This window comes from Rathayibacter sp. AY1C4 (genome assembly GCF_002932195.1).
In the GTDB taxonomy this organism is placed as follows: Bacteria; Actinomycetota; Actinomycetes; order Actinomycetales; family Microbacteriaceae; genus Rathayibacter.
In genome coordinates this window covers 29634-55243 of sequence record NZ_PSWE01000001.1, presented here as the reverse complement: position 1 = coordinate 55243, position 25610 = coordinate 29634, and the positions used below count along the sequence as shown (strand labels likewise).

Below are 25610 nucleotides of genomic sequence, written 5' to 3'. Positions count from 1 at the left end.
CGCTCTCGCCGCCTCTGCGAGCATGAACAAGGGCGTGCGCTCCACCACCAGCGCGTTGAAGCGCGAACTGATCCTCGACGTGGCCGAGCTGGCGAACCTCCCCGCCCCGAAGAAGGGACGCAAGATCGGACGCGCGATCCTGATGTCCTCCGGCTCCCGTGCCGCCATCCTGCGCACAGTCCCATGGTTCGACGGCCCCAAGCCGCTCGTCGCCGCGATCAACACTTCTGTCGCGAACCACCGCCCAGGTGCAACGCCGGCGCCGACGCAGGCTTCCGAGCAGGGACACGACCTCACGCATGAGCAGCTACGACGATGACGACCCGTTCGGCGCTGACGAGCCCGCCACCGCGGCGGTGAGCTTTGACGTCGACGCGGAGGAGGAGCTGACGACGCACTTCGGATCGGCGGATGAGTTCGTGCGCAAGCAGCTCATCAGCACTTACCGGCGCCGAGTCATGTCGCGGGGCTCCGGTGGTGGTCTGCGGTGGAAAGCGGCCTGGTGGGAGTCCAAGGAAGCGCAGCAGGGCATCGAGGCGCTGTGGCGGGCCTGGGAGGCCGCACGCGCCGACCCGAAGGCCGGTATGAGCGCATGGTGGATCAACCACTGCGACCCGCACATGAGTGTCCTGCTCTCCCCGGACGGGCCGTTCGCGTACTCCGCGGACGAGAACCGAATCGGTGAATCGGCCCTACGAAGCACCGGCCGCGGGTGCGTTCCCGCCCGATCTGCAACCGCCGCTCTACACGCAGCGCCCACCGAAAAAGCCTCGCGACTCGAGCGCCTAACCAGCAGTCGCGGACCGTGGGCAGCCACACACAGCACCCATACATCCCGTGATCCCTCTGCACCTGCGACGCAATCGTGCAGTCTCAGCACGCTCCCGCGGCACGGACAGATCTCGGTTATGCCAGGCCGTCGCACCAAGCAACGGTTCCAGATGTGCTGGCAACTGCCCCAGGTTGAGTCGCCGTGTCCTAGGTTGGCAGCACGACAGCTTGGTCGCCGACCCGAAGCGAGGCCGACATGCGTTCCACTAGTTCCGTCCCACGCAATCTGAGCGCTGCGTTAGTAGTCCTGCTCTGCCTCGCAGGGTGCGTGCCAGGAGAGCAGTCAGCGGCGCAGAGCACGGAGGTGGATCCGGCGCCTCAATTCAGCTCGGGATCGACCTCATTGTCGGTCGAGGGAGGCACCGTCGAACATGGCGGTGTGCGAGTGTCGGTGCCGGTCGAGGCGACTCCTGACGGCTCCGAGCTCAAGGTCGAGATCGGCGACGAGATTGGCCAGGTCGAGAACGAGTACGCCACCGAGCTGTTCAGCGAGCCGGTCCAGGTCGATCACACCGTGGACTTGTCCAAGCCGCTGACTATCACGTGGGACATCAGCGACCTCGAGGAGCCACAGAAGCATCTGAGCCTCGTGCGTTGGGATGAAGAGCTACGCGTTTGGCAGCCAAGCGAGGAGATTGTCACGGTCGCAGACGGCGTCGCCTCGGTGCAGGTGCAAGAGTTCTCCACCGTCGCATGGACGAGCATCCTCGCGCAGAAGGTCGGTGAACTGACCGGCAAGCGAATCGACGAGCCGGAGTGCACGGGCGACGTGCTTCCGGACTGGGTCGACAACACTGTGGATCCCGACGAGAACGAACCGAATGCCGCCGTGCGAGTGTGTTTTGAGCCGGACAGCCGCGACAGCATCGTCACGGTGCGAGTAGGCAACAATCGCTCCTTCGCGCAGGTCATGCAGCTCGACGACGCGGCGGACGACTTCGCGTGGAGATGGAACGGAGACGAGAAGTACGACATCACCGCGGTCGTGTACAACGCCGCGCACGCTGTGTTGGACGACGGCGACACGATGGTGTTGCCGCCTCTCTCGACCCAAGCTGTCGGAATTGGTCGGCCGACGGCGCCTGGGTCGAGCATGGTGATGGGCTCGTCGAGCGTCGGCTGGCAGTCGATCCTCGCGGACGTTCTAGCACTCAGCTTCGACTCCCTAAGCATTGGCGGAACCAACAACCCGGCCCTCGATGCGCTGATTCAGGTCCTGTTTGAGTGCGGAGGCAAGCAACTCGTGTTGGCCACGCCCAGAACCACAGCGGAACAGACACGGGCGGTTGTGGATACGATCGGCGGCTGCGCCGACGAGGCCCTTCGACCAGATAGCGAATTTGGAGCCCGATTCGAATCGCTGTCTCGGCAGATGATTGCGAAGGCCAGCGCCAGTCAGGCCGCCGCGATCCAGCTGAACCGTGCCGCTCGGTCGGTCGCATCAGCGTTCAAGATTCTCAAATTTGCCGACGTCGCCTTCTACGCGTCGGACCAGTTCGCGAACTCGGTCGTCGGGCCGCTTGCGTGGTCCGTGTCAGGACGTGGTGCAACTAAGCCCCTGGGAACGTGGACTCCCACCTGTACGGACACGTCAGCTGACTCGGACAAGCTCTACCGCAACCTCGCTCTGCAGGACGAGTTCACCGAGACATCAAAGGAACTCTGGCAATTCGAGAATTGGGCGTCAGCCGCAAACACCGCAGTGGCACCGTTGTCATCCTGTGCGCCTAGTCATCTGACAACGCTCGCCTTAATGCTGCCTACCGCTTGGGCCGATGAGCGTGCCGCCTCCATCGTGGCCTCCGCGATCCTGACCCTCAAGGCCTCGGCATGCCAAGGTCTGTACGGCCCGGAAATGACCACTCAGATGGAAGTCCTAGGACTGCAATTGAACGTCCCGCCCGACGGAGTACCGATGAGCACATTCGAGGGAATCGGCGTCAGAGACGACGGACTGCGAGCGATTTTGGACGCCCATGGCGACGACCTTCAGTGCCGCTGGTTCTCCGATGGCGTGCACAACGGTATTGGAACTCAAATCTCCGAGTTGACCCCTGACGAAATGGCAACCGTGCAGGGCATCTTCTCAAGTCCACAGTTCGAGAGCGAACAGTTTTTGGAAGGCACAAGATACTACTTCACGGAAATCATCCCCGCAGAGCAGGCTGCGTACGGAGTCGACACCGAACTCGGCGAAAGCTACTTCGTGCGCGGTCTAACTTTGGTCGCGACGAAGTGGACGGGCGAGGCACCCAACGGCTACACACGCGAGGTCATTGAGAACCTCAAATAGCTCACCAATACCTGCGTCTTGAGGATGACAGTCAAGCCTGTCAACCTCCGTCGAGCTTCCGAACTCGGCGCAAGGCGACCCTAAGAAAACGTGGAAAATTGGATAGAGCGGCGATCGCACCAAAAACGATATACACGGGAACCACCTGCCCAGCTGGAACAATGCCCCCACCGCCAATGCCTCCCACAAAGTAAATTGCGGCTTCGATTGTGTTCACGGCGAGAGCAAGCAAGCTCAGGCCTGCAGTCGACGTAGATCTCATCCCGTCCCAAAGTGCAGGTAATGAGTACGCAAGAGTAGATAGCGCAAGGAAGATTCCGAGCGCATCTACGGCGGTCTCAAGAAATAGTCCAACAGCGTCCGGATCTCACCCGTCGTATCATGATTGTTGCGGCCAGCAGTTTTCTGGCCTCGCTTGCAGCGTTGCTACCTGCCGCGGTAGCAACTGGTGTATGGCTTTGTTTTCATGTCTTATTGTGGCGGGAGATGGCACGACTATGGTCGGTGCGCCAGTCCTGCACGAGAGCCGCGCGCGCGGCTTCAGCCACCGCTGGTTCCGCCGGCCGCGCGCGGCCATGGTCATCGAAGGCGACGGCTGTCTCAAACGCGGTAGTCCTGGTAGCCGACCGGATCGTTGGCGCGCTTCCACTCCTCCGCGACACTCAGCTCGAGCGCGGGGACGTCGCCGGCGACCGCCGCGCGGTAGTCCGCGATGAGCGCTCGTTCCGCCGAAGGGTTGGGCTCGCGGATGTCGCCGACGGGCATCGTGAGCCGGTTGTCGTCGTGGCGGTGGTACCCCTCGGGCGCCGAGGCGGATGCCCACTGCTTCGCGAGGTCCAGCTCGGTCGGGGTGTCGCGTGCGATGACCTGCAGCGTGGCGACGTCGACGCCGTACCGCTCCTTCTCCTCCGACGCGATCAAGGCACTGGCGGACGCGATCTGCGGGTCCGCGTGCTTCCACGCGGTCGCCGTCTCCGCGACGCGGGCGACGTCGCGCACGCTCGCCTGATTCCACCACTGGGGATCGTTGACGACGGACACCGTCTGTCGCGCGGACGCTCGCTCGCCCTCGTAGCGGGTCGCGAGCTCGCGTGCTTCGATGGCGCTGCGCTGCTGCGCTTCGCGCATCGCTTCCTGGTATGCGCGGGCCAGCTTCTCGCCGAGCTGGATCGCGATGGTGAGCGCGATCCGTGCGGACGAGTTGATGGACTCCTCCACTCCTCCGTCGTCGTCAGTCATAGTGATTCCTCCCCTTCACTGGTGTCGGTCTGGCGGTTGTGGCCGTCGCGCTCGCGCGGCTCGGTGCCGCGCTGTGGGGCAGCGGTCGTGGTGACGTTCGGCTCAGCCTTCGTGAGCTTCGTCGGGACGGGAGTCCCGGTCGCGAAGCTCGCCTGCACCGTCTCGCGCGCGCGGCGGGTGTCCTCGGGAAGGGCGTCCCAGGCGTTCTTCTGGATCTGCGCGCTGTACCCCTCGTGGACCGTCTTCAGCTGGTTCTGGATCGTCCCGGCGAGCTCGCGCGTACGGCGGGCGTCGCCGGCGGCCTTGTGGGCGTCCATGATCGCTCGCGTGGTGCGCACGATCTGGCGCAGCAGCATGGCCTCCTTGGCGGCCTTGTTTCGCTTTCCGGCTGTCGCGAGGATCAGCATCGTCGTCCCGGCCGTCGACGGCATCCCTGCCGGCCGCGGCGTCGACTCGTGCGCGCGCAGATGCGCGGAGCGGGCGAGGGTCCGTGACGCTTCGGCCAGCGGCCCGGGTGTCGACTCGAGGCGCCTCGACCATGCGGCGTAGGCTCCGGATGCTTCGCGGGCTGCGTGTGCCCAGGTCGCGCGATCGGAGGGGTCCACTCGACTCAGGTAGTCGTGCAGCCGCCCCATGTCCTCGGCGTAGGAGGAGTAGAGGTCGCTGGAGAGTTCGGTCGCTTCGCGGCCGGGCGCGACGGGCTGGTAGCGCCAAGGGTTCTTCGCTGTCGCGCGCCACTCATCGACCGCTGTCTGCGCGGACTGCGGTGAGTCCGGCCAGCCCTTCCGTAGCTCCGGGAGGGTGAGATCTCGGGCGAGCTTCCCGCCGCCGTGCCACACCACGGGCGTGCCCTTCTCGGGACGCAAGGCGACCGAGTAGCCGGCGACGACGTCGTCGCGGCCCGCCGCGTAGCGCGGGCGGATGAGCACGCCGGCCTGGCGCATCCGGCGCACGAACTCCTCCTCGTCCGCTGACGCTGATGCCGACGAGCGGACCGCGCGCACGAGCCGGTGAGCGTCGACCTCGACAGCGCCGCGGCGCTGCGCTGACTCGCGCGCGCCGGGCTGCACGCCGCGCTCCCCCAGCTCACGCTCGGGCGCGTGCAACGGTTCGAGACCGTACTCCTTCTCCAACTGCCGGCTGACTCTCTGCGAGAGCGCCTTGTCGTACGCGACGTGCGCCTTCGTCCCGTCGGCGCGCACCGCGGAGACAGCGATGTGGATGTGGTCGTTGCCGTTCTTCGACAACCCGTGCCGCACGGCGATCCACCGGCAGTCCGCCTTTGCGGAGGACTCGCCGGCGGACCACATCCGGTCCACGAAATCGGTCGCGATCCGTCCCCACTGCTCATCGGTGAGCTGCCCCTCCTCCGCACGCAGCGAGAGGGAGCAGTGCCAGACGTCAGCGGCGACGCGCTTGCTGCCGATCTACTCGCCGGAGTCCTTGTCGAACACCTTCTCGTGGCGGGTCACCTCGACGCCGAAGAAGTTCTTGTACTCGTTCAACTCTGCCGCGATCGCGGCGGCCTCGGCTTGGTCGAGGACGCTCTCACCGTGCATCGCCATGATCGCCATGATCGCCGGGTTCCCCGCGATCAAGTGCTGCTCGGTGTGCTCGTTCGCGCGCCCCTCGCCCGCGAGGTAGCGCACGAGACCGCCCATGTCCCCGCCGTACGTGACGTTGGGGATCACTGGTCGGCCAGTCGTCGCAGCGTCTCATTCACCCGCGGCACAGCGCCCGGTACTCCGCCGCCACTCACGCTGCTTCCTCAGGGAAGCGGCCCTCGGCGTTAGCGAAGGATCATCGACTCGATCAGCGCCGAACTCACCCCCCGAGGGACTCCTCGGACTCAACACCCGCAGCGTCGAGGAGCAGGCATCCCCCGCGACCATCGCCCGCGACTGGTTTCCGGGACCCCACTCGACGAGGAGCGGCCTCGAGCCCCTGGGCGCCCAGGGTCGTCAGCGTCCGACTTCAGCCTCGGGCCGCTCGGCGACGTCCGCGGAAGGCGACGATCCGGCCGTGCAGGAGGAGCAGCCGCGGCACGACCTGGTAGACGGCGAGCGGCACCACGACGGCGGTCAGGACGAAGGCCCGCAGAACAGGAGGCCACTCGTCCGCGACGAGGGCCGGCACTGTCATCCCGATGGTGACCAGAGGAGAGATCGCCAGCCAGGTCACCACCGCCCCGACGTGCACGCTCGCGACAGGTGAGGGCCGGTGATGCACATCGGTCTCGTCGGCGGCGAGTGCTCTGCCGTCTTGCTCCATCGTGTCCTCCGACCGGTCTTCCGGACACGGACCTCGTGACACTCGGCGCCGGCTCAGCCCGGCTGATGCACGTGGATGTCGCTGCTCGACGTCACGCCGTTGAATTCGAGATACAGCTGCCCCTCGACGACCGACACGGTCAGCGTGTTGCGGCGCTCGAGTACCGCGACCGCGGCATCCAGGAACCCCTGGTCGAAGCTCTGCACGGTGATCTGCTCGAGCTGGTGGACGCGCTTGCCGGACCACGCCGCGATCACCTTCTCCGGGTTGCGATGCGTGTAGACCGTCGTGCGGTCGGCCAGTCTGCTCCCGAAGTGCAGTCGCTCGGCATCTGGCGCGCCCACCTCGATCCACGTGGTCAGCCTGCCGGTGAGATCGCGGACCAGCACCGCCGGCTCGGTCGCCGTCGACGAGATCCCCTCGCTGAAGGTGATGCCCTCCACGTATTCGAGGCAGTACGCGAGCACGCGCGTCATCATGTACGCGTCGGTCTCGGAGGGGTGCCGAGCGGCTCGCAAGGTGATGTCCTCGTAGACGCCGCGGTCCACATCAGCCAGCTGTATCGCGAAGTTGTACATCACTGCGCCGGCTGCCACGTGTGGGAGCTTATGTCCTCTCGCTCATCGAGGAGCGCGAGGCTTCTCCGGCGCCGGTGGGGGCATCAGGTTCGCGCGCCTACTGGGAGCGCCTCCGCGACCAGGAGCTCGAGGCCTGGCTCGGGGTCAGCCGGACGCCGATCCGGGAGGCGCTGCTCCGGCTGGCCCGCGTCGGCCTCGTCTCGGCAAAGCCCGGCCGGGCGACGATCGTGACCCCCGCCACGGCCGAGAGCATCAGCGACGCCCAGCAGATCGCCGCCGCCATGCACGAGCTCGCCACGCGCCTCGCCGGCCCGGCCGTCACTCCGGAGGCGCTCGCCGCAATGGAGTCGGCGAACGACGACTTCGCGCGGGCGCTGGCGGACGGCGACGTCGAGCTGGCGCTGCGCTCCGACGACGCGTTCCACGCGGTGCTCACCGGGCTCAGCGGCAACGGGATGATCGAGGACGTGCTCGAGCAGGCCACTCCGCTCATCCGCCGTGCCGAGCGCCAGCGCTTCGCCTCCCTCGCGGCCCGTGGATCCGTGGAGCAGCACCGCGCGATCGTGGAGTCCCTCCGCGCGGGCGACACGGACGGTGCCGCCCGCCTCAGCCGCGAGAACTGGATGACGCTCGATCGCCACCTGCACTCGGCCTGACGCGCTGCTCCTCCGCGGGGAGGAGTCCGCGCTCGGTCATGCGCGAGGCCGACGCGATCGCATCCGCGACGAACCGCTCGGTCAGGTCGGCATACCCTCGCCCGCGCGCTCCGCATCCATCCCGGGAGCGTAGCGCCGCCCTCCCCGCGCCTCCGCCGGTGGGATGCGGGTCGAGGCGGGTGCCGGGCGCGGCGCGGAACGACGGACGGCCGACGCGCGGGCGGCCGGAGCGCTCTGGAACACTCGAGCGAGGGGCGGGGGCTCCGGAGCGGGGGAGCCGTGGCGTCACGCTTCGTCGAGCTCGACGGTCTGCGCGGCCTCGCCGCCCTCGGCGTGGTCGTCTACCACTTCACCACCGCGTTCTCGCTCGATCATCCGGGTGCACCGCCGGGATCCTTCGCGCTCCCGTTCGGCGAGTTCGGCGTCCAGCTCTTCTTCGTCATCAGCGGTTTCGTGATCCTGATGTCCGCGGACCGCGCGCGGCGGCCGTCGGACTTCGCGATCTCCCGCGTCAGCCGCCTCTACCCGGCCTACTGGATCGCGGTGGTCGTCTCGATCGTCGTCGGCGCTCTCGCCCGCGTCCCCGGCACCGAGCTCACGCCGCTGGAGCTGCTGCTCAACTTCACGATGGTGCAGCGGCTGCTGCTGGTGCCCAACGTGAACGGCGCGTTCTGGACGCTGGCCGTCGAGATGCAGTTCTACCTGCTGGTGCTGCTCGTGCTCGTCCTCACGAAGTGCCGGTTCACGGATCGGCTGGTCCGCGTGCTGGTGGTCGTCTGGCTCGGCGTCGCCGCGACCGCCTCCGTCGCCGCTCACCTCGCCTCGGGAGGCGTCGACGTCGTCTCGGCGCCGGTCGCCGTCCGGGTCCTGGCGAACCTGACGCTGGCCGAGTACGGACCGCTCTTCTGCGTCGGGATGCTGCTGTTCCTCTCGCGACGCCAGGGGCGCTTCGAGCTCCTCGCCGTGCCGGCGGCTCTGATCGCGGCCCTGAACGCCCAGCTCCTCCACGGCGGGCCGGACGGAGCGGTCGTCCTCGGCGTCTGCGCGGCCGTCGCGGTCGTCGCGATGCGGCGCCGGACCGCCGTGCTGCGATGGGCGCCGCTGCTCTGGCTCGGGCGGATCAGCTACTCGCTCTACATCCTCCATCTGGTCGTGGGCAGCGCGATCGTCAGCGCGCTCTGGCCGCTGATCGGCCGCGACGGAGCAGGACTCGTCGCCTTCGTCGTCGTCCTCCTGCTGTCCTGGGGCCTCAACGCGGTCGCCGAGGAGCGGTGGAGCCCCGCCTGGCGCCGCGCCCTCACCCGCCGGCGCGACCGCCGGCTCCCCGCGGGGACGGCGACCGCGGCCTGACGCGGCTGTGCACTCCGCTGGCCGCTCAGCGAGTGCGCCGAAGGAGCCTGTGGACGCCGGTGGCCGCGAAACGCATCTCCGCTCGACGTTCCCTGCACCTTGGCTGAGCCACCGGGACGTCCGAGCCCCGGACCACGTCTTCATCATGTGCCACGGATCGTGAGCACCGCGGCCCCGGCCACGACCTCTGACCATCTGGAGAAGATCATGACCAACGTCACCCCCACCAGCCTCGCCAACGCCTCCTCGGCCAAGCACGGCACCGCCACCTCGGCCGGCAAGAACACGATCGCCGACGGCGTCGTCGAGAAGGTCGCCGGCATCGCGGCCCGCGAGGTCCCCGGCGTGCACGACCTGGGCAACGGCGCCGCCCGCGCCATCGGCGCCATCCGCAACGCGATCAACGCGCAGGACCGCGGCCAGGGCATCTCCGTCGAGGTCGGCGAGAAGCAGGTCGCCGCCGACATCACCGTCGTCGCCGAGTACCCCGTCGCGCTGCAGAAGCTCGCCGACAGCATCCGCTCCGCCGTCTCCGAGGCCATCTCCTCGGTCGTCGGCATGGAGGTCGCCGAGGTGAACGTCACCATCTCCGACGTCTTCATCCCCTCGGACGACAAGGACGACGAGACCGAGAGCCGCGTCAAGTGACTCCGTCCCACATCGGCCTGGTGCTCGGCGCGGTCCTCGCGCTGACCGCCCTCGTCTTCGGCTTCTGGGCGCTCCTCTGGGTCGCCCTCGCCATGGCGATCGGCTACGGCGTCGGGCGGGTCGTCGAGGGCAAGCTCGACCTGCGCTCCCTCGGCGACACCCTCCGCGGGCGGCGGTCCTCGTGACCGCGGCGGTGATGGCCGACGAGGCCAGCCACGGCCGCACGACGATCAGCTCGCGCGCCGTGCGCCGAGTCGTGTCGGCCGTCACCGCGGAGGCGCTGGACGTGAACTCGTCCGACGTGTCCGTCGAGCTCGACGACGAGGGAGGACGCCTCCACGTCGTCGCGCACGCCCCCATCCACGTCACGCCCCTGGGCGAGACGGGCCGCCGCTCCTCCGGGACGCTGCTGGACCGACTCAGCCGGGCGCAGACGACCATCCGCTCGCGCTGCCTCGAACTGACGGGCTCCACGATCGGCCGGGTCGACCTCCGGATCACCGGTGCCGACCTCCGAGAACGAAGGAGGGTGTCGTGACGACTCCCACCACTGTCGGCCGGGCGCTCTACCCGCGCCTGGTGCGGCGCGAGACGCACTCGTCCCGCTCCGGATCGGCGATCGTCCTCGCCGTCCTGCTCATCCTCCTGTTCGCGTGGCTGGGCACGGAGGCGGTCCTCGCCGTCCTCGGCCAGCCCGCGCTGCTCGTGGCCCCGCAGGACGGAGCGTCCTCGCTCCTCAACGCGGCCGCAGCGCCCATCGCGCTGACCGCCGCCGCCGGCGCCGTGCTCGCGCTGATCGGGCTCGTCCTGATCGTCGTGTCGCTCAAGCCCGGCCGGCGCGGCCGTCGCGCCGTCAGCACCGACCGCACCGCGGCCATCGTCGACGACCGCGTCATCGCGCAGGCCGTCGCCCGCACCGCCGGCTACGCCGGTGACGTCGACCCCGACAACGTGTCGGTGTCGGTCGGATCCCGCGTCGTCGACGTGACGGTCTCCCGCACCTCCGGCCGCAGCATCGACGTCACGCCGATCCGCGAGGCCGTCGACGCCGAGCTCGCCACGTTCGACTGCACCCCGCGCCTGCGCTCCAAGGTGCGCCTGTCCGAGAAGGGAACGGTCCGCTGATGACCACCACGAACCGATTCCTCAACCGGCTGCTCCTGTTCGTCGTGGGCCTCGTCCTCCTCCTCGCCGGCGGCGCCGTCGCGGTGGGGTCGCTGCTCCCGCAGGTGCAGGAGAACGTGTCCACCGCCGCGCAGGACGCGGCCGACCCCACGAGCCAGGCCCTATCGGGCGGCACCCCGTGGATCCTCTGGGTCATCGCGGTCGTCGCGCTCGTCCTCATCCTGCTGCTGGTGCGCTTCATCGTGCGCCAGGGCCGAGGCCGCACCGCCACGCTGCTGCGCGTCGGCTCCGGAGAGGGAGCGGGGACGCCCACCGGCGGCTCCGTCACCATCGACGCGAAGGTCGCCGAGCAGGTCCTCGAGGAGGCACTGTCGCAGGAGCCGTCCATCGTCGCGGTCGACGTGACCGCGTTCGAGATCAAGCACCAGAAGGTGCTGCGCGTCACCGCGCATACCCGCCGCGGCGCCTCGCCCGCCCGCACCCGGCAGACGGTCGACCAGGCCGTCCGCCAGTGGGACGCCCTCCTCGGCGAGGAGACGCCCGTCGTCATCCAGATCGTCAGCGGTCTGCGGACGAAGATGAGCGGCACCGCCCGCGTGCAGTAGCCGCCGGCACCACCGTCCGGCCCTCCCGATCGGGAGGGCCGGAGAGCCCCGCTCAGGCGGGATGGAAGTCTTTCTGAAGGAGCACCCCATGTCCGATCCGATGGAGCCCGGCACCGTCGAGCGCATCCGCACCGATGAGCAGCCGACCCCGAACCAGCAGAGCCGGCGCGAGTCCGCCCGCCGCGACGGGAAGCCGTCCGAGCCCGAGTCGACCGAGAGCCGGGTCGCGACCGCCGCCGGCGAGAGCGCCCAGCGCGTGGCCGGCGTCCACCACCTCGGTGGAGCCGTCGCCCGCGGCCTCGACCGCGCCTCCCGCCGCGTGCTGGGCACCAGCACCGTCCCCGGAGTCACGGTCTCGAAGGCCGACGGCGTCACCACCGTCGACATCGACCTCGTCGTCGAGTACCCCCACCCCGTCCGCGAGGTCCTGGACGCCGTGCGCGATCAGGTGCAGCGCGTGGCGGAGCCGGTCGCCGGCGGCCACGTCGTCGTCAACGTCGAGGCGACCGACGTACACGGCCCGTTCGACCCGATCGAGAAGCCGGAGGAGGACGAGGAGCCGCTCGTCGACACCGCCAAGCGCGCCGTGTCCGACGCCCGCGACTCCGCCGTGGAGGCCGCCGGGAACGCTCGCGACGCCGTCTCCGGTGCCGTCGACTCCGCCCGCGGACGTCTGGCGGACGCCGCCGACGACGCCGCTGACGCGATGGACCGCGCGGCTGACGAGCGCGACGAGCGCGACGAGCGCGACGAGCGCGCAGCCGCCCAGAAGACGGCCGACGACGAGCGCGCCGCCGAGCGCGACGAGGACGACCCCCGCGTCGAGACGCACGCGGCTCCGGCCGTCGTCGAGACCGCGGAGTTCGTGGTCCGCGTCCAGGTCGAGCCGGTCGACGACGACGGCGACCCCCGCACCGCGACCGTCGAGGTCGCTCCTGCGGAGGAGTCCGAGCACGTCGAGCGCGACGAGGCCGCGGCCGATCGCGACGCCGCGTCCGACGACGCCCACCGCTCCGAGGACGACCGCGCGTCGTCCGCCGCCGGTCGGGAGTAGTCCCGTGCGCACCCGCTCGTACGGCGCGCGACGCAAGCCGCGCGCGGCCTGGATCGCGCTCGGCACGGGCGTCGTGCTCTCGTTCGTGGTCGTCGTCGCCGTGCTGCTGCCCGTCCTCGGGCTGATCGGCGCGGCCGACGGCACCACGGCCGGGGCGCTCGACGTCCCGGTCGGCGCGATCGTCCTCTCGATCGTCCTCAGCTACGCGGTCGGCCTGGCCTGCCTCGCCGTCGCGTTCCTCTCCCGCAACGCGGCCCTCGCCTGGGTCGCCGCAGTGGCCGCCGTCATCGCGACGCTCATCGGCTCGATCTGGCCGCTCGTCGCGACCGGATTCGCCAGCGTCGACCAGGCGAAGGACGTCATCCCCTTCATCCAGGACCTGATCGCCCGGGTCCGGGGGTAGCGTCGGGGCGATGAGCTCCGACTACCTCCGCGCCTACGACGACCAGCTCCGCTCCGACGCCGAGACCCCGAGCGCCGTCTCCGTGACGCGCGAGGGGCCTCTGCGTCTGGTGACCTTCGCCGGCGGACGCGGCTTCGTCACCTACCGCGACCTCGCCGGCGCCTCCTCCGCGGAGATCGCCCGCCTGGTCGCCGCGGCCTGCGCGCACTTCGACGCCGATCCCGGCATCACCCGCGTCGAGTGGAAGACCCGCGGCCACGACGAGGCCCCCGGCCTGCACGACGCGCTCGTCGCGAACGGTTTCGCGCCGGACGAGGCCGAATCGATCATGATCGGCCCGGTCGAGGCGCTGCTCTCGGACCGGCCGGTCCCGGAGGGGGTCGTGCTGCGGCGGGTCGTCGACGAGCCGGACGTCCGCGCGTTCAGCGCCATGATCGACGCCGCCTTCGAGGAGGAGGTCGACGTGTCGATCGCCGATTCGCTCGTCGCCCGCCTGGCGCGCGGCGACGGCATGGAGCTGTGGGTCGCCGAGGTCGACGGGCGCATGGCGTCCGGCGGCCGGCTCGAGCCCGTCCCGGGCACCGCCTTCGCCGGCATCTGGGGCGGAGCGACGCTGCCGGAGTACCGCGGACGCGGGCTCTACGGCCTGGTCACGGCCGCCCGCGCCGCCTCCGCTCGAGCCCTCGGGAAGACCCTCGTGCACAGCGACTCGACCGAGTACTCGCGGCCCATCCTGGAGCGCGCGGGCCTGGTCCGGGTGTCGACGACGACTCCGTACCGACGGCGGCATCCGTAGTCCGCTCTCCGTGCGTGCGCGGGGATCTCGATACGCGCGCTGAGCGCGCTACTCGATCAGCACGGCGGGGACCCTTGCTGGTCGAGTAGCGGCGCAACGGCGGATCGAGACCCGCCCCTTCGAGCGTGGGGGATCTCGATACGCGCGCTACTCGATCAGCGTGGAGGCCTGGTGAGACCCGCCCGATCGTGCGCGCGCTGCTCCGATCAGCTCGGGGACGTGATCTCGAGCGCGATGTTGTCGGGGTCGCGGAACTCGAGGAGGCTCATGCCGCCGGCGTCCTTGATCGGCTCGTGGGCGATGCCGAGGTCGTCGAGCACGGCCGCGGCGGCCTTCAGCGCGTCGAGGTCGGGGACGGTGAAGCTGACGTGGTCGAGCCCGACCCGGTCCTCGTCGAAGCGGTCGTCGCCGGGCGCGACGGGGCGCAGGCCGAGCAGTCCGCCCGGGAACTGGTAGATCACGCCGCCGAACACGAACGCCAGCTGCTCCTTCTCCTCCGGCGACGCGTCGGCCGGCGGCGCCTCGAAGGCGACGTCGAAGCCGAAGACGGAGTCGTAGAAGGGGCGCGAGACGGCGATGTCGCGGACGGTGAGTCGGACGTGGTTGTAGTCGACAGCGGGGATCGGCACAGGGGTTCCTCTCGGCGGGGCGGGCGGAGTGCCCGTCTCCAGTTGTTCGGAGGCGGCGGGCCGCCGGTTCGGGGCTGGCGCCGCCTCCGAGGATCGGGTAGCGCGTCAGTCCAGCTCGGTCGGGCGCGCCGGCTCGGCCAGCAGGGCGCGCGCCGCCATCCCGATCACCGCGCTGTAGGTGGGGTAGGCGAAGCGGACGTTCGCGAGGGTCGCGAGGTCGACTCCGGCCGCCATCGCCGTGGTCACCGACTGCACGACCTCGATCGCGTTCTCGCCGACCGCGTGCGCGCCGAGCAGCAGCTCGCGGCGCCGGTCGGCGATCAGCGTGAGGAACCCGTTCTCGCGGTCGTCGATGACGGCGCGGTCCAAATTGGAGAACGGCACCGAGGCGACGACGCACTGCGGGTCGCGCTCGCGGGCCTGCTCCTGCGTGAAGCCGACGCCCGCGTAGTCAGGGTCCGTGAATCCGCCCGCGGGCAGGAGGAACTGAGGCGTGCGCCGGTTCGCGCCGAGCACCGCGTTCTCGGCGGCGGCCTCCGCCTCGAACTGCGCCGCCTGCACGAGCATGTCGCGCCCGTTCGCGTCGCCGACCGCGAAGATGTGCGGCACCACCGTGCGGAAGTACTGATCGGCGGGGATCGCGGAGCGGACGACCTCGATGCCCGCGTTCTCGAGTCCGAGGTCCTCGACGTCGGCGGGCCAGCCGGTGGCCATGATCACCACGTCGACCTCGGCCGTCCGGTCCTCGCCGCCCTCGCGCCACGCGATCGCGAGCGAGCCGTCGTCCTGCCGCTCGATGCCCGACACCGTCTCGATCCCGGTGCGGACGCGGACGCCCTGGCGCTCGAAGGCGGACGCGACGTGCTCGGAGATGCTGGAGTCGGAGGTCATCAGGATCCGCGGGGCGACGTCGAAGAGCGTCACCTCCGAGCCGAAGGCGTTGAAGACGGTGACGAGCTGGGCGCCCGTGTTGCCGCCGCCGATCACGGCGACGCGGCGCGGCAGCTCGGTCAGCCCGAGCACGTCCTCCGGCACGGTCGCGAGCTCGGCGCCCGGGATCGGCAGCCGCCGCGAGTGCCCGCCGACGCAGACCATGATCGAGCGCGCGCGGATCCGCCGCCCGCTGTCGAGCACGAGGGTGCTCTCGTCGACGAAGCGGGCGCGCCCCTCGTGGATCAGGTCGACCCCCGCCTCCTCGAACCGCTGCGCCTCGCGCTTGATCGAGCGCACCAGGTCGACGCGCTCGTGCACGTGGCGCACGGTCGCGGCCCAGTCGAGGACGGGAGTGCCGATCTCGATCCCGTAGTCGCCGGCGGAGCGGGTCTCGCGCATCATCCGCGCCGTCTTCGCGAGGACGCGGGTGGGCACGCATCCGGTGTTGACGCAGGTGCCGCCGACGCGCGCGGCCTCGAGCACGACGACGCGCGCTCCCAGCTCCGCGGCGCGGAGGGCGGCGGCCGTCCCCGCGGGTCCTGCGCCGATGACGGCGACGTCGTACTCGGCCTGCTCGGGAGTGCTGTCGGGCACGGGGACCTCCGGTTCTGGGTGTGCTCCGATCCTGCCGCTCCGCGCCCCGCTGCACCCGGCCTTGACAGCCCGCCCGCGGACCGGCGTCGCGGGCGTCCCGACGCTGAACATCGGCCGAGGACGGTTGCCCGGCGGGCGCCCGGCACGGTGGGATGACCGGGTGGGCTGCGGCGGGGGACTCGAGCGGAAGGCGCTCCGGTGAGTGCCCGCACCTTCGGGGTGGAGGAGGAGTACCTCCTCGTCGACGCCGGTACGTTCCTCCCGACGCCCGCGGCGCCGCTGCTGCTCGGCTCCGTGCGCGGCTCCGTGGCGGTCGCCCTGGCCGCCGAGCTCAAGGCGGAGCAGATCGAGGCGGTCGGCTCGCCCGCCCGCACGTACGACGCGCTGCTGGCCGGACTGCGCGAGGGCCGCCGCCTGGCCGACGACTCCGCCCGCGAGGTCGGTGCCCGCGCCGTCGCGGTCGCGACCAGCCCCGCCGCGTTCGAGCCGCACCTCTCGGCCGACGAGCGCTACGACCGGATGGCCGAGCGCTTCGGCCTCGTCGCCCGCGAGCAGTTCACCTGCGGCCTGCACGTCCATGTCGGGATCGGGTCGCCGGAGGAGGGGATCGCGGTCCTCGACCGGCTGCGCGGCTGGCTGCCCGCCCTCCTCGCCCTGAGCACCAACTCCCCGCTGAGTGCCGGCGTCGACACCGGCTTCGCCAGCTGGCGCTACCAGTCCTGGGGGCGCTGGCCCACCGCCGGCCCGGTCGGGATCTGGGGCGACCTCGAGCAGTACCGGAGCGTCGTCGCCTCCCTCACCTCCTGCGGCGTGCTGCTGGACGAGGGCATGCTCTACTTCGACGCCCGTCTCTCCCGCGCTCACCCGACCGTCGAGGTGCGCATCGCCGACGTCCCGCTGCACGCCGAGGACTCGGCGCTGATCGCCGTCCTGATCCGGGCGCTCGCCGAGACGGCCGTGCGCGACGCGGGCGCCGGGGTCCCGCCCGTGCCGCTGCCGACTCCGGTGATCGCCGTCTCCTCCTGGCTGGCGAGCCGCCACGGCACGACCGGCGACCTCATCGATCCGGTCGACGGCTGCCCGGCCCCCGCCTCCGCGGTACTGGCGCGCCTGCTCGACCACGCGGGTCGGGCGCTGGCGGAGTCGGGCGACGAGGAGGTCGCGGCGTGCGGCGTCGAGCGGGTCCTGGCGCGGGGCACGGGCGCCGAGCGGCAGCGCGCGGTGTGGGAGCGGACGGCGTCCGCGGCCGAGGTGATCGCGGACGCGGCGGAGGCGACGCGCGCCTAGCGGCTCGCTGGTCGCAGGCTCACGGCTCGCTGGTCGCGGGCCCGGCGGTTCAGGGCTCGCTGGTCGCGGGGTCCGGTGACCCGGACTCCACCGTTCCGGACTCCTCCGCCTCGGGCTGCGGCGGCTCCGGCACCAGCTGGTAGCCGCCCTCGATCGTCCCGTCCGGGCGGAGCAGGATCTGCGTGTACACCGGGGCGCCGCCGCGGAGCGTCGTGCCGCTGACCCGGAGGGGCTCCCCGGCGAAGAACGCCTCCGAGCCGGTGCAGCCGGCGAAGAAGGACGCGTCCGGGCGCTGCACGGCGAGGCACACCGTGGTGCCGTTCGGCTCGGTGATCAGCAGGCGGTCGTTCTCGGCGGTGTCGAACCCGGAGCCGTAGACGACGGCCTCCCCGGCGAGCAGGGCGAGGCCCGGCGGGACGTCGGTGGTCGGCTCCCAGCCCTCGACGAGCGCGGCGAAGCGGTCGGCGGGATCCGCGGAGGCGGTCGGCGGGGCGACGGGGTCCGCGGGCGGAGGGAGGAGGAGCGCGGTGGGGACGATCGCGCCGACCGCGGCTCCGCCGACGATCGCGGCAGCGAGCACGAGGCGGCGGCGGCGCGGGTGCGGCGTCCGCGGGGCCGGCCGGTCGGGGTGCTCGGCGGGCGCCTCCGCAGTCTCGGAGCCGGCGGTCGCCGACAGCGGGAGTGCGGTCGCGGGCAGGGGGAGACGCGAGTCGGTCGCCGTCCCGGGATGCGCCGCGCCCGGCTGCGCTCCGGACGGCGCGGCGCCGGTCTGCGCGCCGGACCGCGTCACTCCGGGAGGCGCGTCCTCCGCCTCCAGCTCGCCGAGCCGTCGCAGCGCTTCGCGCCGCTCGTCCCGGTCGGCGCCGTCGTCGCGGGGTCGGGCCGACAGGATCCGCTCGAGATCCCTGCGCTCGTCGTCCTCGGCCTGCACTCCGTCAGTATGGCGGCGCCGGACACGGGAACGGCCCGCGACCCCCGGGACTCCGCCTTCTCAGCGGTGTCCCGGTGGCCGCGGGCCGTTCCGGTGCGGGCGTCAGCCCGACGGGTTCTCGACCGGGTCGCCCTCGGGGTCGGTGGCCGTCTCGGGGTCGACGTGCTCGGGGTCGGTGGTCTGCGGGTCCTCGGGAGTGTTCTTCTCGGTCATCGGATCCTCCTTGTCGCTGGATGCGGAACGTGCGGACAGGTTCCACGCTACGGCGGGAGCTCCGTGGAGCGCGCCCGGTTGACTCCGCCGCCCGGTGTCCGGAACCGAGGTCAGGAGCGGCGGATCCGCCCGAGCGGCCCGTCACGCTGCTTCCGACCTCGGCTCCGGACGCCGCTCGCCTCAGCCGGCCACTTCACCCGTGGCAGCCGCGGGCGTCCACCGCAAGGCCTGGCAGCGCTCTGTCGCGATTCGTACGCTGAACCCATCGAGCCGAGGAGCAGCAGCGCCACATGATCCGCACCACCGTCACCATCGAGGGCAAGACCTACGGGCTGTCCCAGGGGACCGACGTCGCCGAGCTGAAGCGGTCGGCGACCGAGGCGACGCAGGCCGGAGGAGGCCTCGTCGACTTCGTGATCGTGGGCAACCGCCAGGTCAGCGTCCTGATCTCGACGGGTGTTCCGGTGATCTTCGAGGAGCTCGAGGTGCCGGACGACGACCGCGACACCGGTGACGTCCACCAGCCGTGGGACGACATCGACTACCTCGACTGACCCCGTCCTCCCGGTCGCGCCGAGTCGCGGCCGGGTCCCAGACGCCTGAGGGGCGCCGCCGGCTCGACCCGGCGTCTCTCGGGCACCTCGTGCCGCGCTACTCCGCGGACTCGCTCTCGGCCAGCTCGCCCTCGACCAGCGTGCGGGCGGCCGAGGCGAGGGCCGAGCGGATGCGCTCCGCCGGCTCCTGCAGCATCGCCGCGATCGCGTCGACGTCGTGGCCGCCGGTGTGCCGGAGCAGCCAGGCCTGGCGCTCGAGCGTCGGCAGGGCGTGCAGGCGGCGGTGGAAGCCCGAGCGCAGCAGGTCGTCCTCGCGGATCGCCGCGGGGGCCTGCTCGGCGCGCTCCATCGCGGAGCCGCCGCGCTGCACGCTCGCGCGCCCGACCTCGGAGCGCATCAGGTCGAGGGCGCCCGTGTCGTCGAGTCCCTGCGGCCGTCCGCTGCGGACGGTGACCGCCGCGTGGCGGAGGGCGGCGCTCGCCGCGGAGTCCGACAGCGTGAGGCGGTAGGCGTACGCGTAGAGGCCGAAGGCGCGGTTCTCGAGGGCGCGGCCTGCGAGCAGCTCGCCCTGCTGCTGCGACTGCGTCATGCCGACGGCGGCGACGGGTCTGTCGTAGGTGGTCACGGTGACTCCTCGGCTCCGCGCGCTCCCGGTCGGGAAACGCGTCGGAGGCGATGCTAGGGAGTCGAGAACGATCGTTCTACCCTTGACTTCTCAGATTCTTTTTCGATGCGTGCGCATGGAAGCGCTTTCCCGACAACCGTCCCGGAAAGTGGAAGCGCTCTCACTCCCGCGCCGAGAGGATGCAGAACTCGTTGCCCTCCGGGTCGGCGAGCACGACCCAGGACTGCTCGCCCTGCCCGACGTCGGACCGCGTCGCCCCCAGGCCGACCAGCCGCGCGACCTCCGCCTCCTGGTCGTCCGGCACGAAATCCAGGTGCAGGCGGTTCTTCACGGTCTTGCGCTCGGGCACGTCGAGGAAGAGCAGGCTCGGCCCGCGGCCCGATGGGGCGAGCAACTCGATGCCGTCCTCGTCCTCGTCGACGACGTCCCAGCCGAGCGCCTCCTGCCACCAGTGCCCGAGGGTCCGGAAGTCGGTGCAGTCGACGATGATCTCTTCGAGTCGGAGGGCCATGCACCGACGCTAATCGGCGTGGGGCGTGTCGGGGAAGTACGTCCGGCGGGTCCGCGCGGCGCCGCGGCTCCGTCCGGCCGTGTCGTCCGCGGGGACGGGTGCCCGTGCCGCTTCGGCACGAGCGCTGGCGGCCGGAGCGGCGGCGCGGCATCCTCGACGCGGGTGCCCCTGCGCCCGGGGACGAGGAGCAGCATGCGCACCGCACGCGAGCAGTGGGAGGCGCGCTACGCCGACTCCGATCGGATCTGGTCGGGCCGGCCGAACGCGACGCTGGTCGGGCTGGTCGGCTCGCTGCCGCCGGGCCGCGCCCTCGACCTCGGCGCCGGCGAGGGGGCGGACGCGCTGTGGCTGGCGTCGCTCGGCTGGCGCGTGACCGGGCTCGACCTCTCCGAGACGGCGCTGGGCCGGGCGCGCGCGGCCGCGGCCGAGCGGGGCGCCGACGTGGACTTCGTGCAGGCCGACCTCGCCGAGGACTGGCCGGTCGTGGGGGAGTTCGATCTGGTGACGGCGAGCTTCCTGCACTCGATGGCCGAGTTCCCGCGGATCGACGTGCTGCGGCGGGCGGCCTCCGTCGTCGCTCCCGGCGGCCGCCTCGCCGTCGTCTCGCACGCCGCGCCCCCGCCGTGGGCGAGCGGCGACGACCACCGCCACGGAGCGATGCACCTCGTCGGCCCCGAGGAGGAGCTCGCCGAGCTGGCCCTCGACCCCGCCGAGTGGACCGCGGAGCTCGTCGAGACGAGGGAGCGCGCCGTGACCGCTCCCGACGGCACGGCAGCCGTGCTCCTGGACGGCGTGCTGCTCCTGCAGCGACGCGGCTGAGCAGGCGCCGCTCGAGGACCCGCGGCCGGGCTAGCGTGGTCCGCGACCCCGACCCCGCAGGAGGCGCCGATGCCGCTCGATCCGTACCTCGCCGCCCGGCTGCCCCTCCTGGCCGGCCTCGCGTATCCGCTCGACGCCGAGCAGACCGCCCGCATGGCCGCGTTCGAGGAGGATCCGGGGCCCTGGTCGCTGCCCGAGGGGATCGACGTCGTCACGGAGACGGCGTCCGGCCCGCACGGACCGGTCCCGCTGCGCGTGTACTCGCCCGCCGCGCCCGAGCGCGCTCTGCTCTGGGTGCACGGAGGAGGATTCGCCGCCGGCAGCGTCGACATGCGCGAGTCGCACGTCGTCGCGGCGGAGCTCGCCCACCGGGCGCGGGCCCGGGTCGTCTCCGTCGACTACCGGCTCGCCGGCCCCGACGTCCGCTACCCCGTCCCGCTCGACGACGTGCACGCCGCCTGGCGGCACCTCCGCAGCACGGAGTCCGGATCCACGCCCGTCGCGATCGGCGGCGCGAGCGCGGGAGCGGCCCTGGCCCTCGGTGCGGTCCTCCGCGAGCGCGACGCCGGTGCGCGGCTGCCGGAGCACGTGCTCCTGGCCTACCCCTTCGCCCACTTCCCCAACCCCGCCGTCGACGACGCGATCGCGGCCGAGCTGCGCGAGCTGCCGCCGGTCCTCCGCTTCCCTCCGTCGAGCATCGAGGGCATGGTGCGCACCTACCTCGGGCGGATCTCCGACCTCCCCGTCGAGGCGCTGCCCGGCTCCGCGCCGCTGGCGGGTCTGCCTCCGGTCACGGTTGTCGTGAACGAGTACGACGAGCTGCGCGGGTCAGCGGAGCTGCTCCTGCGCCAGCTCGCGGAGGCGGGCGTCGCCGTGACCGGGCACCTGGCCGCCGGCATGCCCCACGGGCACCTCAACCGGACGCCGGCGCTGCCCGAGGTCGACCGGTCGCTGCACCTCTTCGCCGCCCAGCTGCGCGCGATGGGCTGAGGCGCTCTGCCCCGTCCCGTCCCGCTCTGCCCGCTCAGCTCAGGCGCGGTCCGCACCGTCCCGCTCAGGCGCGGTCGTGCAGGGTGACGTGGTAGCCGTCCGGGTCGGCGAAGGTGAAGGTGCGCCCGAACGGGCCGTCGATCGGAGCCGCGACGACGGGGTGCCCGTCGGCGACGAGCGCGTCGTGGATCTCCTGCACGCCGGTCGCGTGCAGCCAGATCGCGGCGCCCACGCCGGGGCGGGAGGCGGAGTCGAGGTCGGTGCCGGGCGCGAGGTCGCGCAGGGCGAAGGCGATCGGAGTCGTCGCGAAGACGACGGCGTGCGGCGGGCCGGCGGGCGAGCGGACCAGGCCGAGGTACTGCTCGTAGAACGCCTGGGACGCCGCGAGGTCGCGGACCTGGAGCGAGACGAAGTCGGGGCCGGTGACGGGCATGGGGTTCCTCCTCAGTTGTGTCAGCTTTCTGACACACAGGAGCGTATGTCAGAATACTGACATGAGTCAAGACGGCATCGACCTCGAGACCTCGCTCGGCTACCTCCTCAAGGAGGCGTCGAGCGCCCTGCGCGCGGCGATGGAGGCCGTGCTCCGCCCGCTCGGGATGACGGTCACCCACTACTCCTGCCTCGAGCTCCTCGCCCAGCGGCCGGGCCTCTCGAACTCGGAGCTCGCGCGGGGCGCCTTCGTCACCCGGCAGTCGATGAACGTCCTGCTGCAGACCCTCGAGCGCGACGGCGTCGTCATCCGCCCCGACGCGGCTCCGGTCGGCAAGGCGCTCCCCGCCCGGCTCACCGAGCGCGGACGCCGGAGCCTGGCCGAGGCGTCCGCCGCCGTCCGCGGGGTGGAGCTGCGGATGCTGGAGGGGCTCACGGAGGAGGAGCGGCAGGCGGCGGCGCGCCTGCTCCGCGGGATGATCCGGTCGCTACGCGCGGACGACCGCACCTGAGGCCGCGCTGTTCCGCCGTCTGTAGGAACGGGCGCCGCGCGCTCGCCGGTACGGTCGCGCTCATGGCAGCAGGAGGAGCGGTGCGCCCGCTCGACGTCGGGATCGTCGGCGGCTCGATCGGCGGACTGTTCGCCGCGGCCCTGCTCGTCCGCGACGGGCACCGCGTGACGGTCCTCGAGCGGTCGGCGACGGGCCTGTCGCGGCGGGGCGCCGGGCTGGTGGCTCAGCAGGACCTGATCGACCTCCTGCACGCGATCGGCCGCGACGACGAGGCGCGGGTCGGCGTCGTCGCGCACGAGCGGATCACCCTCGACCGCTCCGGGCGCGTGATCGGCCGCGACCCCTCCCCGCAGACGCAGGTGTCGTGGGACCACCTCTACGACACGCTCCGCTCGCGGCTCCCCGCCGACTGCTACCTCCTCGGCCACGCCGTCGCCGGGGTGCGCCCCTCGGTCGGGACGGACCCGGTCGTCGTCGAGCTGCGCGACGGGAGCGGCCTGGAGTTCGACGTCGTCATCGGAGCCGACGGCCTCGGATCCGTCATGCGCGCGGCGGTCGCGCCCGAGGCGCCGGGGAACCGCTACGCCGGCTACTCGACCTGGCGCGGGCTGATCCCGGAGTCGGCGCTCCCCGCCGAGGCCGCGGCGACTCTGCTCGGACGCTTCGCCTTCTACACCGCGCCCGGCGAGCACATGCTCGGCTACCTCGTCCCCGGACCAGCCGGCGAGGTGGAGCCCGGCCGACGGCGCTACAACTGGGTCTGGTACCGGCCCCTCTCCGAGGACGCCCTCCGCGGAGTGATGACGGCGTCCGGCCGTCCGCCGGAGAGCGTGTCCCTCGCGCCCGGCGATCTCGCCCACGATCTCCGCCGCCGGCTCGAGGAGGACGCGGTCGACCGCCTGCCGCCGCCCTTCGCGGCTGCCGTCCTGGCCGAGTCGCAGCCCTTCCTGCAGGCGATCGTCGACTACGTCCCGCCGCGGACGGTGCGCGGCCGGGTCGCCCTCCTCGGTGACGCCGCCGTGACGGTGCGGCCGCACACGGCCATGGGCGCGGCCAAGGCGGCGGGCGACGCGCTGGCCCTCGCCGCCTCCCTCGCGCGGCACCCGGTCGACGAGGCGCTCGAGCGCTACGAGGCCGAGCGGCTCCCCGTCGGCCGCGCCATCGCCGAGTACGGCAGGCGCGTGGGCCGCTCGATCCCGCTGCTGTCCGAGTGACCGCAGCAGCATGCGCCCGGCCGAACCCGGATCGACGGCGCGAGCCGATCCTCGGTCGGAGCGGACATGGCTCGCGCTCGCCCTTCAGCGTGCAGGGTCCGATGCGCTGCCCGGCGGCGACTCGAAGGGAAGCTGGAACGGGGGTTCGCAGCATCGCATGGTCGCCACCACGTGGCGCCGGCGCGGACGATTGCAGTCGATAGCGATGAATTAGGTTTCGGCTAGAGGTGACTATCATCGGCTAGATGTTGCCTGAGCAGAACCCCTACAGCCCTGGATCCGGTCGGCGGCCGCCCGAGCTCGTTGGTCGGACTGGCGAGCTCGAAGCGTTCGACACGATCCGCGCTCGTGTCACGCATGGAATGAGCGATCGCGGCATCGTCCTCACGGGCCTCCGCGGCGTCGGCAAGACGGTGCTGTTGAACGAGATGCACCGCATGGCGGAGTCGTTCGAGTGGCTCACGGTGCGCCTCGAGGCGCGTCGGGATGAAGGCGGCGCGCGGGCCGTACGGCGTGCCCTGGCTCGAGAGCTCGTCGTGTCCGCTCGCAAGCTCACCCGCTCGAAGCCGACGGCGCTGATGCGAGAAGCACTCGGCACGATCTCCTCGTTCAATGCGAAGGTCGGTGCAACGGGGATCGAACTCGGAGTCGCACTCAACGACGGACGTGCCGACTCCGGCGACGCTGAAGTCGACCTCCTCGAGCTCGTCGAAGACGTTTCCACCGCTCTGGGGGAGCGTCGTCGTGCCTTCGGTGTGTTCGTCGATGAGATGCAGGACCTCGATGCGGAGACGATGGGTGCGCTCATCGCCGCTCAGCATGCGGCGAACCAGCGGGAGTGGCCGTTCTACATCATCGCCGCCGGCCTCCCGAATCTCCCCCGTGTCCTCACCGAGACGCGTTCGTACGCCGAGCGCCTCTTCAACTACCGACAGATAGGCACCTTCTCTCGCGACGATGCGGCGCACGCTCTCCGAGAGCCCGCGGAGCGGCTCGGCGCTGAGTTCGCTCCCGATGCGCTCGAGATTCTCCTCGAAGCCGCAGGCGGCTACCCGTACTTCATTCAGGAGTACGGGCAGGCCGCATGGAACCTCTCCAGTCGTCTTGTCACTCTGGCCGACGCCACGGCAGCAGTGCAGTACGGGACCGAACAGCTCGATGCCGGATTCTTCCGCTCACGATGGCAGCGAGCCACGCGCTCAGAGCGACGAATGCTCCGCGCCATGGCAGCCGACGGTGAGGGACCCTCCTCCACCGCTCTCGTCACGCAGCGAATGGGTATCCCGACAACCAGCCTCGGGCCCTACCGTGCCGCGCTCATCAGCAAAGGACTGGTCTACTCACCCGAGCACGGCCAGATCGCCTTCACGGTCCCCGGCATGGCTGGATACGTCGACCGCCACCACGAGGACCTCGACGACGGGAGCCCGAGCGTCTGAAGTCGACCAGACGTCTCCTCTCTCAAGGGCTCGGAGTCCGGTCGCGTACGGGACGTCGCAGAACAGTAGGCCTGGGGA

General features: G+C 71.4%; 31 protein-coding genes. 20 read left to right on the top strand and 11 right to left on the bottom strand.

Features of this window, described 5'->3' with window-relative positions:
• Positions 1–22: 22 nt before the first annotated feature.
• The 3 genes from C5C99_RS16690 to C5C99_RS00255 are packed head-to-tail and all read left to right on the top strand — an operon-like array spanning position 23 to position 3124.
• Entirely contained in the window at positions 23–319 is a 297-nt protein-coding gene (locus C5C99_RS16690; RefSeq protein ID WP_146085444.1) for a hypothetical protein, read from the top strand.
• Complete coding sequence (locus C5C99_RS17650; RefSeq protein ID WP_104339405.1) at positions 300–1061, top strand: DUF4913 domain-containing protein; 762 nt, start codon at positions 300–302, stop codon at positions 1059–1061. Before C5C99_RS16690 ends, C5C99_RS17650 begins: the two co-directional genes overlap by 20 nt.
• A 38-nt stretch (positions 1062–1099) precedes the next feature.
• Complete coding sequence (locus C5C99_RS00255; protein WP_146085443.1) at positions 1100–3124, top strand: hypothetical protein; 2025 nt, start codon at positions 1100–1102, stop codon at positions 3122–3124.
• Between the two features lie 600 nt (positions 3125–3724).
• Here C5C99_RS00255 and C5C99_RS00250 read toward each other — a convergent pair.
• From C5C99_RS00250 to C5C99_RS00230, 5 genes are all read right to left on the bottom strand, one after another.
• Entirely contained in the window at positions 3725–4363 is a 639-nt protein-coding gene (locus C5C99_RS00250; RefSeq protein WP_104339403.1) for a hypothetical protein, read from the bottom strand.
• Positions 4360–5790, bottom strand: a complete 1431-nt coding sequence (locus C5C99_RS00245) for a relaxase/mobilization nuclease domain-containing protein (RefSeq protein ID WP_374953718.1) — start codon at positions 5788–5790, stop codon at positions 4360–4362. The genes C5C99_RS00250 and C5C99_RS00245 overlap by 4 nt, the downstream gene beginning before the upstream one ends.
• A complete protein-coding gene (locus tag C5C99_RS00240) occupies positions 5791–6024 on the bottom strand; it encodes a hypothetical protein (RefSeq protein ID WP_146085441.1) in 234 nt (77 codons plus the stop codon).
• 313 nt (positions 6025–6337) lie between these two features.
• The gene (locus C5C99_RS17370) at positions 6338–6634 is read right to left on the bottom strand and encodes a hypothetical protein (protein WP_104339400.1); all 297 of its coding nucleotides are present in this window, start codon (positions 6632–6634) and stop codon (positions 6338–6340) included.
• A 53-nt stretch (positions 6635–6687) separates the two neighbouring features.
• The gene (locus C5C99_RS00230; RefSeq protein WP_104266521.1) at positions 6688–7230 is read right to left on the bottom strand and encodes a YaeQ family protein; all 543 of its coding nucleotides are present in this window, start codon (positions 7228–7230) and stop codon (positions 6688–6690) included.
• A gap of 56 nt (positions 7231–7286) precedes the next feature.
• Here C5C99_RS00230 and C5C99_RS00225 point away from each other — a divergent pair, with 56 nt between their 5' ends.
• The 10 genes from C5C99_RS00225 to C5C99_RS00180 all read left to right on the top strand — a co-directional run bounded on the left by C5C99_RS00225 (position 7287) and on the right by C5C99_RS00180 (position 13849).
• Complete coding sequence (locus C5C99_RS00225; protein WP_104339399.1) at positions 7287–7868, top strand: GntR family transcriptional regulator; 582 nt, start codon at positions 7287–7289, stop codon at positions 7866–7868.
• A gap of 279 nt (positions 7869–8147) precedes the next feature.
• Entirely contained in the window at positions 8148–9218 is a 1071-nt protein-coding gene (locus C5C99_RS00220) for an acyltransferase (RefSeq protein WP_181074512.1), read from the top strand.
• A gap of 207 nt (positions 9219–9425) precedes the next feature.
• A complete protein-coding gene (locus C5C99_RS00215) occupies positions 9426–9866 on the top strand; it encodes an Asp23/Gls24 family envelope stress response protein (RefSeq protein ID WP_104223989.1) in 441 nt (146 codons plus the stop codon).
• Complete coding sequence (locus C5C99_RS00210) at positions 9863–10051, top strand: DUF2273 domain-containing protein (RefSeq protein WP_104223990.1); 189 nt, start codon at positions 9863–9865, stop codon at positions 10049–10051. The genes C5C99_RS00215 and C5C99_RS00210 overlap by 4 nt, the downstream gene beginning before the upstream one ends.
• Entirely contained in the window at positions 10048–10404 is a 357-nt protein-coding gene (locus tag C5C99_RS00205) for a hypothetical protein (protein WP_244230558.1), read from the top strand. The genes C5C99_RS00210 and C5C99_RS00205 overlap by 4 nt, the downstream gene beginning before the upstream one ends.
• On the top strand, positions 10401–10991 hold the full coding sequence (locus tag C5C99_RS00200; protein WP_104266518.1) for a DUF6286 domain-containing protein: 591 nt from the start codon (positions 10401–10403) through the stop codon (positions 10989–10991). The genes C5C99_RS00205 and C5C99_RS00200 overlap by 4 nt, the downstream gene beginning before the upstream one ends.
• On the top strand, positions 10991–11596 hold the full coding sequence (locus C5C99_RS00195) for a hypothetical protein (protein ID WP_104232926.1): 606 nt from the start codon (positions 10991–10993) through the stop codon (positions 11594–11596). Before C5C99_RS00200 ends, C5C99_RS00195 begins: the two co-directional genes overlap by 1 nt.
• An 88-nt stretch (positions 11597–11684) precedes the next feature.
• A complete protein-coding gene (locus C5C99_RS00190; protein WP_181074511.1) occupies positions 11685–12650 on the top strand; it encodes an Asp23/Gls24 family envelope stress response protein in 966 nt (321 codons plus the stop codon).
• 4 nt (positions 12651–12654) lie between these two features.
• Positions 12655–13053, top strand: coding sequence for a hypothetical protein (locus C5C99_RS00185; RefSeq protein WP_104223994.1), 399 nt, complete (start codon positions 12655–12657; stop codon positions 13051–13053).
• Positions 13054–13063: 10 nt separating this feature from the next.
• On the top strand, positions 13064–13849 hold the full coding sequence (locus C5C99_RS00180) for a GNAT family N-acetyltransferase (RefSeq protein ID WP_104339396.1): 786 nt from the start codon (positions 13064–13066) through the stop codon (positions 13847–13849).
• Between the two features lie 206 nt (positions 13850–14055).
• On the opposite strand, the gene C5C99_RS00175 is transcribed toward C5C99_RS00180, so the two are convergent.
• Complete coding sequence (locus C5C99_RS00175; protein ID WP_104223996.1) at positions 14056–14478, bottom strand: VOC family protein; 423 nt, start codon at positions 14476–14478, stop codon at positions 14056–14058.
• Positions 14479–14583: 105 nt separating this feature from the next.
• Positions 14584–16005 (bottom strand): NAD(P)/FAD-dependent oxidoreductase, encoded by a 1422-nt coding sequence (locus C5C99_RS00170; RefSeq protein WP_258063570.1) that lies wholly within the window; start codon positions 16003–16005, stop codon positions 14584–14586.
• Positions 16006–16203: 198 nt separating this feature from the next.
• On the opposite strand from C5C99_RS00170, the gene C5C99_RS00165 reads away from it, so the two are divergent.
• Positions 16204–17292 (top strand): glutamate--cysteine ligase, encoded by a 1089-nt coding sequence (locus tag C5C99_RS00165; RefSeq protein WP_181074510.1) that lies wholly within the window; start codon positions 16204–16206, stop codon positions 17290–17292.
• A 49-nt stretch (positions 17293–17341) separates the two neighbouring features.
• Here the strand turns inward: C5C99_RS00165 and C5C99_RS00160 are convergent, their stop codons facing one another.
• Entirely contained in the window at positions 17342–18223 is an 882-nt protein-coding gene (locus tag C5C99_RS00160; RefSeq protein ID WP_104339393.1) for a hypothetical protein, read from the bottom strand.
• 503 nt (positions 18224–18726) lie between these two features.
• On the opposite strand from C5C99_RS00160, the gene C5C99_RS00155 reads away from it, so the two are divergent.
• Entirely contained in the window at positions 18727–18990 is a 264-nt protein-coding gene (locus C5C99_RS00155; protein ID WP_104224053.1) for a hypothetical protein, read from the top strand.
• A 97-nt stretch (positions 18991–19087) separates the two neighbouring features.
• Here the strand turns inward: C5C99_RS00155 and C5C99_RS00150 are convergent, their stop codons facing one another.
• Positions 19088–19615 (bottom strand): hypothetical protein, encoded by a 528-nt coding sequence (locus C5C99_RS00150; protein ID WP_104232920.1) that lies wholly within the window; start codon positions 19613–19615, stop codon positions 19088–19090.
• A gap of 160 nt (positions 19616–19775) precedes the next feature.
• Positions 19776–20126, bottom strand: a complete 351-nt coding sequence (locus C5C99_RS00145; RefSeq protein WP_104224051.1) for a VOC family protein — start codon at positions 20124–20126, stop codon at positions 19776–19778.
• Positions 20127–20318: 192 nt separating this feature from the next.
• On the opposite strand from C5C99_RS00145, the gene C5C99_RS00140 reads away from it, so the two are divergent.
• Positions 20319–20945 (top strand): class I SAM-dependent methyltransferase, encoded by a 627-nt coding sequence (locus tag C5C99_RS00140; RefSeq protein WP_104339392.1) that lies wholly within the window; start codon positions 20319–20321, stop codon positions 20943–20945.
• A 69-nt stretch (positions 20946–21014) separates the two neighbouring features.
• Positions 21015–21935, top strand: coding sequence for an alpha/beta hydrolase fold domain-containing protein (locus C5C99_RS00135; RefSeq protein ID WP_104339391.1), 921 nt, complete (start codon positions 21015–21017; stop codon positions 21933–21935).
• Positions 21936–21999: 64 nt separating this feature from the next.
• Here C5C99_RS00135 and C5C99_RS00130 read toward each other — a convergent pair whose 3' ends face one another.
• Positions 22000–22368: a VOC family protein gene (locus tag C5C99_RS00130; RefSeq protein WP_104238135.1), complete on the bottom strand. Its 369-nt coding sequence runs from the start codon at positions 22366–22368 to the stop codon at positions 22000–22002.
• Positions 22369–22429: 61 nt separating this feature from the next.
• Between C5C99_RS00130 and C5C99_RS00125 the strand changes: the two genes are divergently transcribed.
• The 3 genes from C5C99_RS00125 (at position 22430) to C5C99_RS00115 (ending at position 25532) form a co-directional block, all read left to right on the top strand.
• Positions 22430–22879 carry a MarR family winged helix-turn-helix transcriptional regulator gene (locus C5C99_RS00125; RefSeq protein WP_104339390.1) on the top strand — a complete coding sequence of 150 codons (450 nt, stop codon included), beginning with the start codon at positions 22430–22432 and terminating at the stop codon, positions 22877–22879.
• 62 nt (positions 22880–22941) lie between these two features.
• Positions 22942–24093: an FAD-dependent monooxygenase gene (locus C5C99_RS00120; protein ID WP_219813588.1), complete on the top strand. Its 1152-nt coding sequence runs from the start codon at positions 22942–22944 to the stop codon at positions 24091–24093.
• Between the two features lie 245 nt (positions 24094–24338).
• Complete coding sequence (locus tag C5C99_RS00115; RefSeq protein ID WP_104225860.1) at positions 24339–25532, top strand: ATP-binding protein; 1194 nt, start codon at positions 24339–24341, stop codon at positions 25530–25532.
• Positions 25533–25610: the final 78 nt, after the last annotated feature.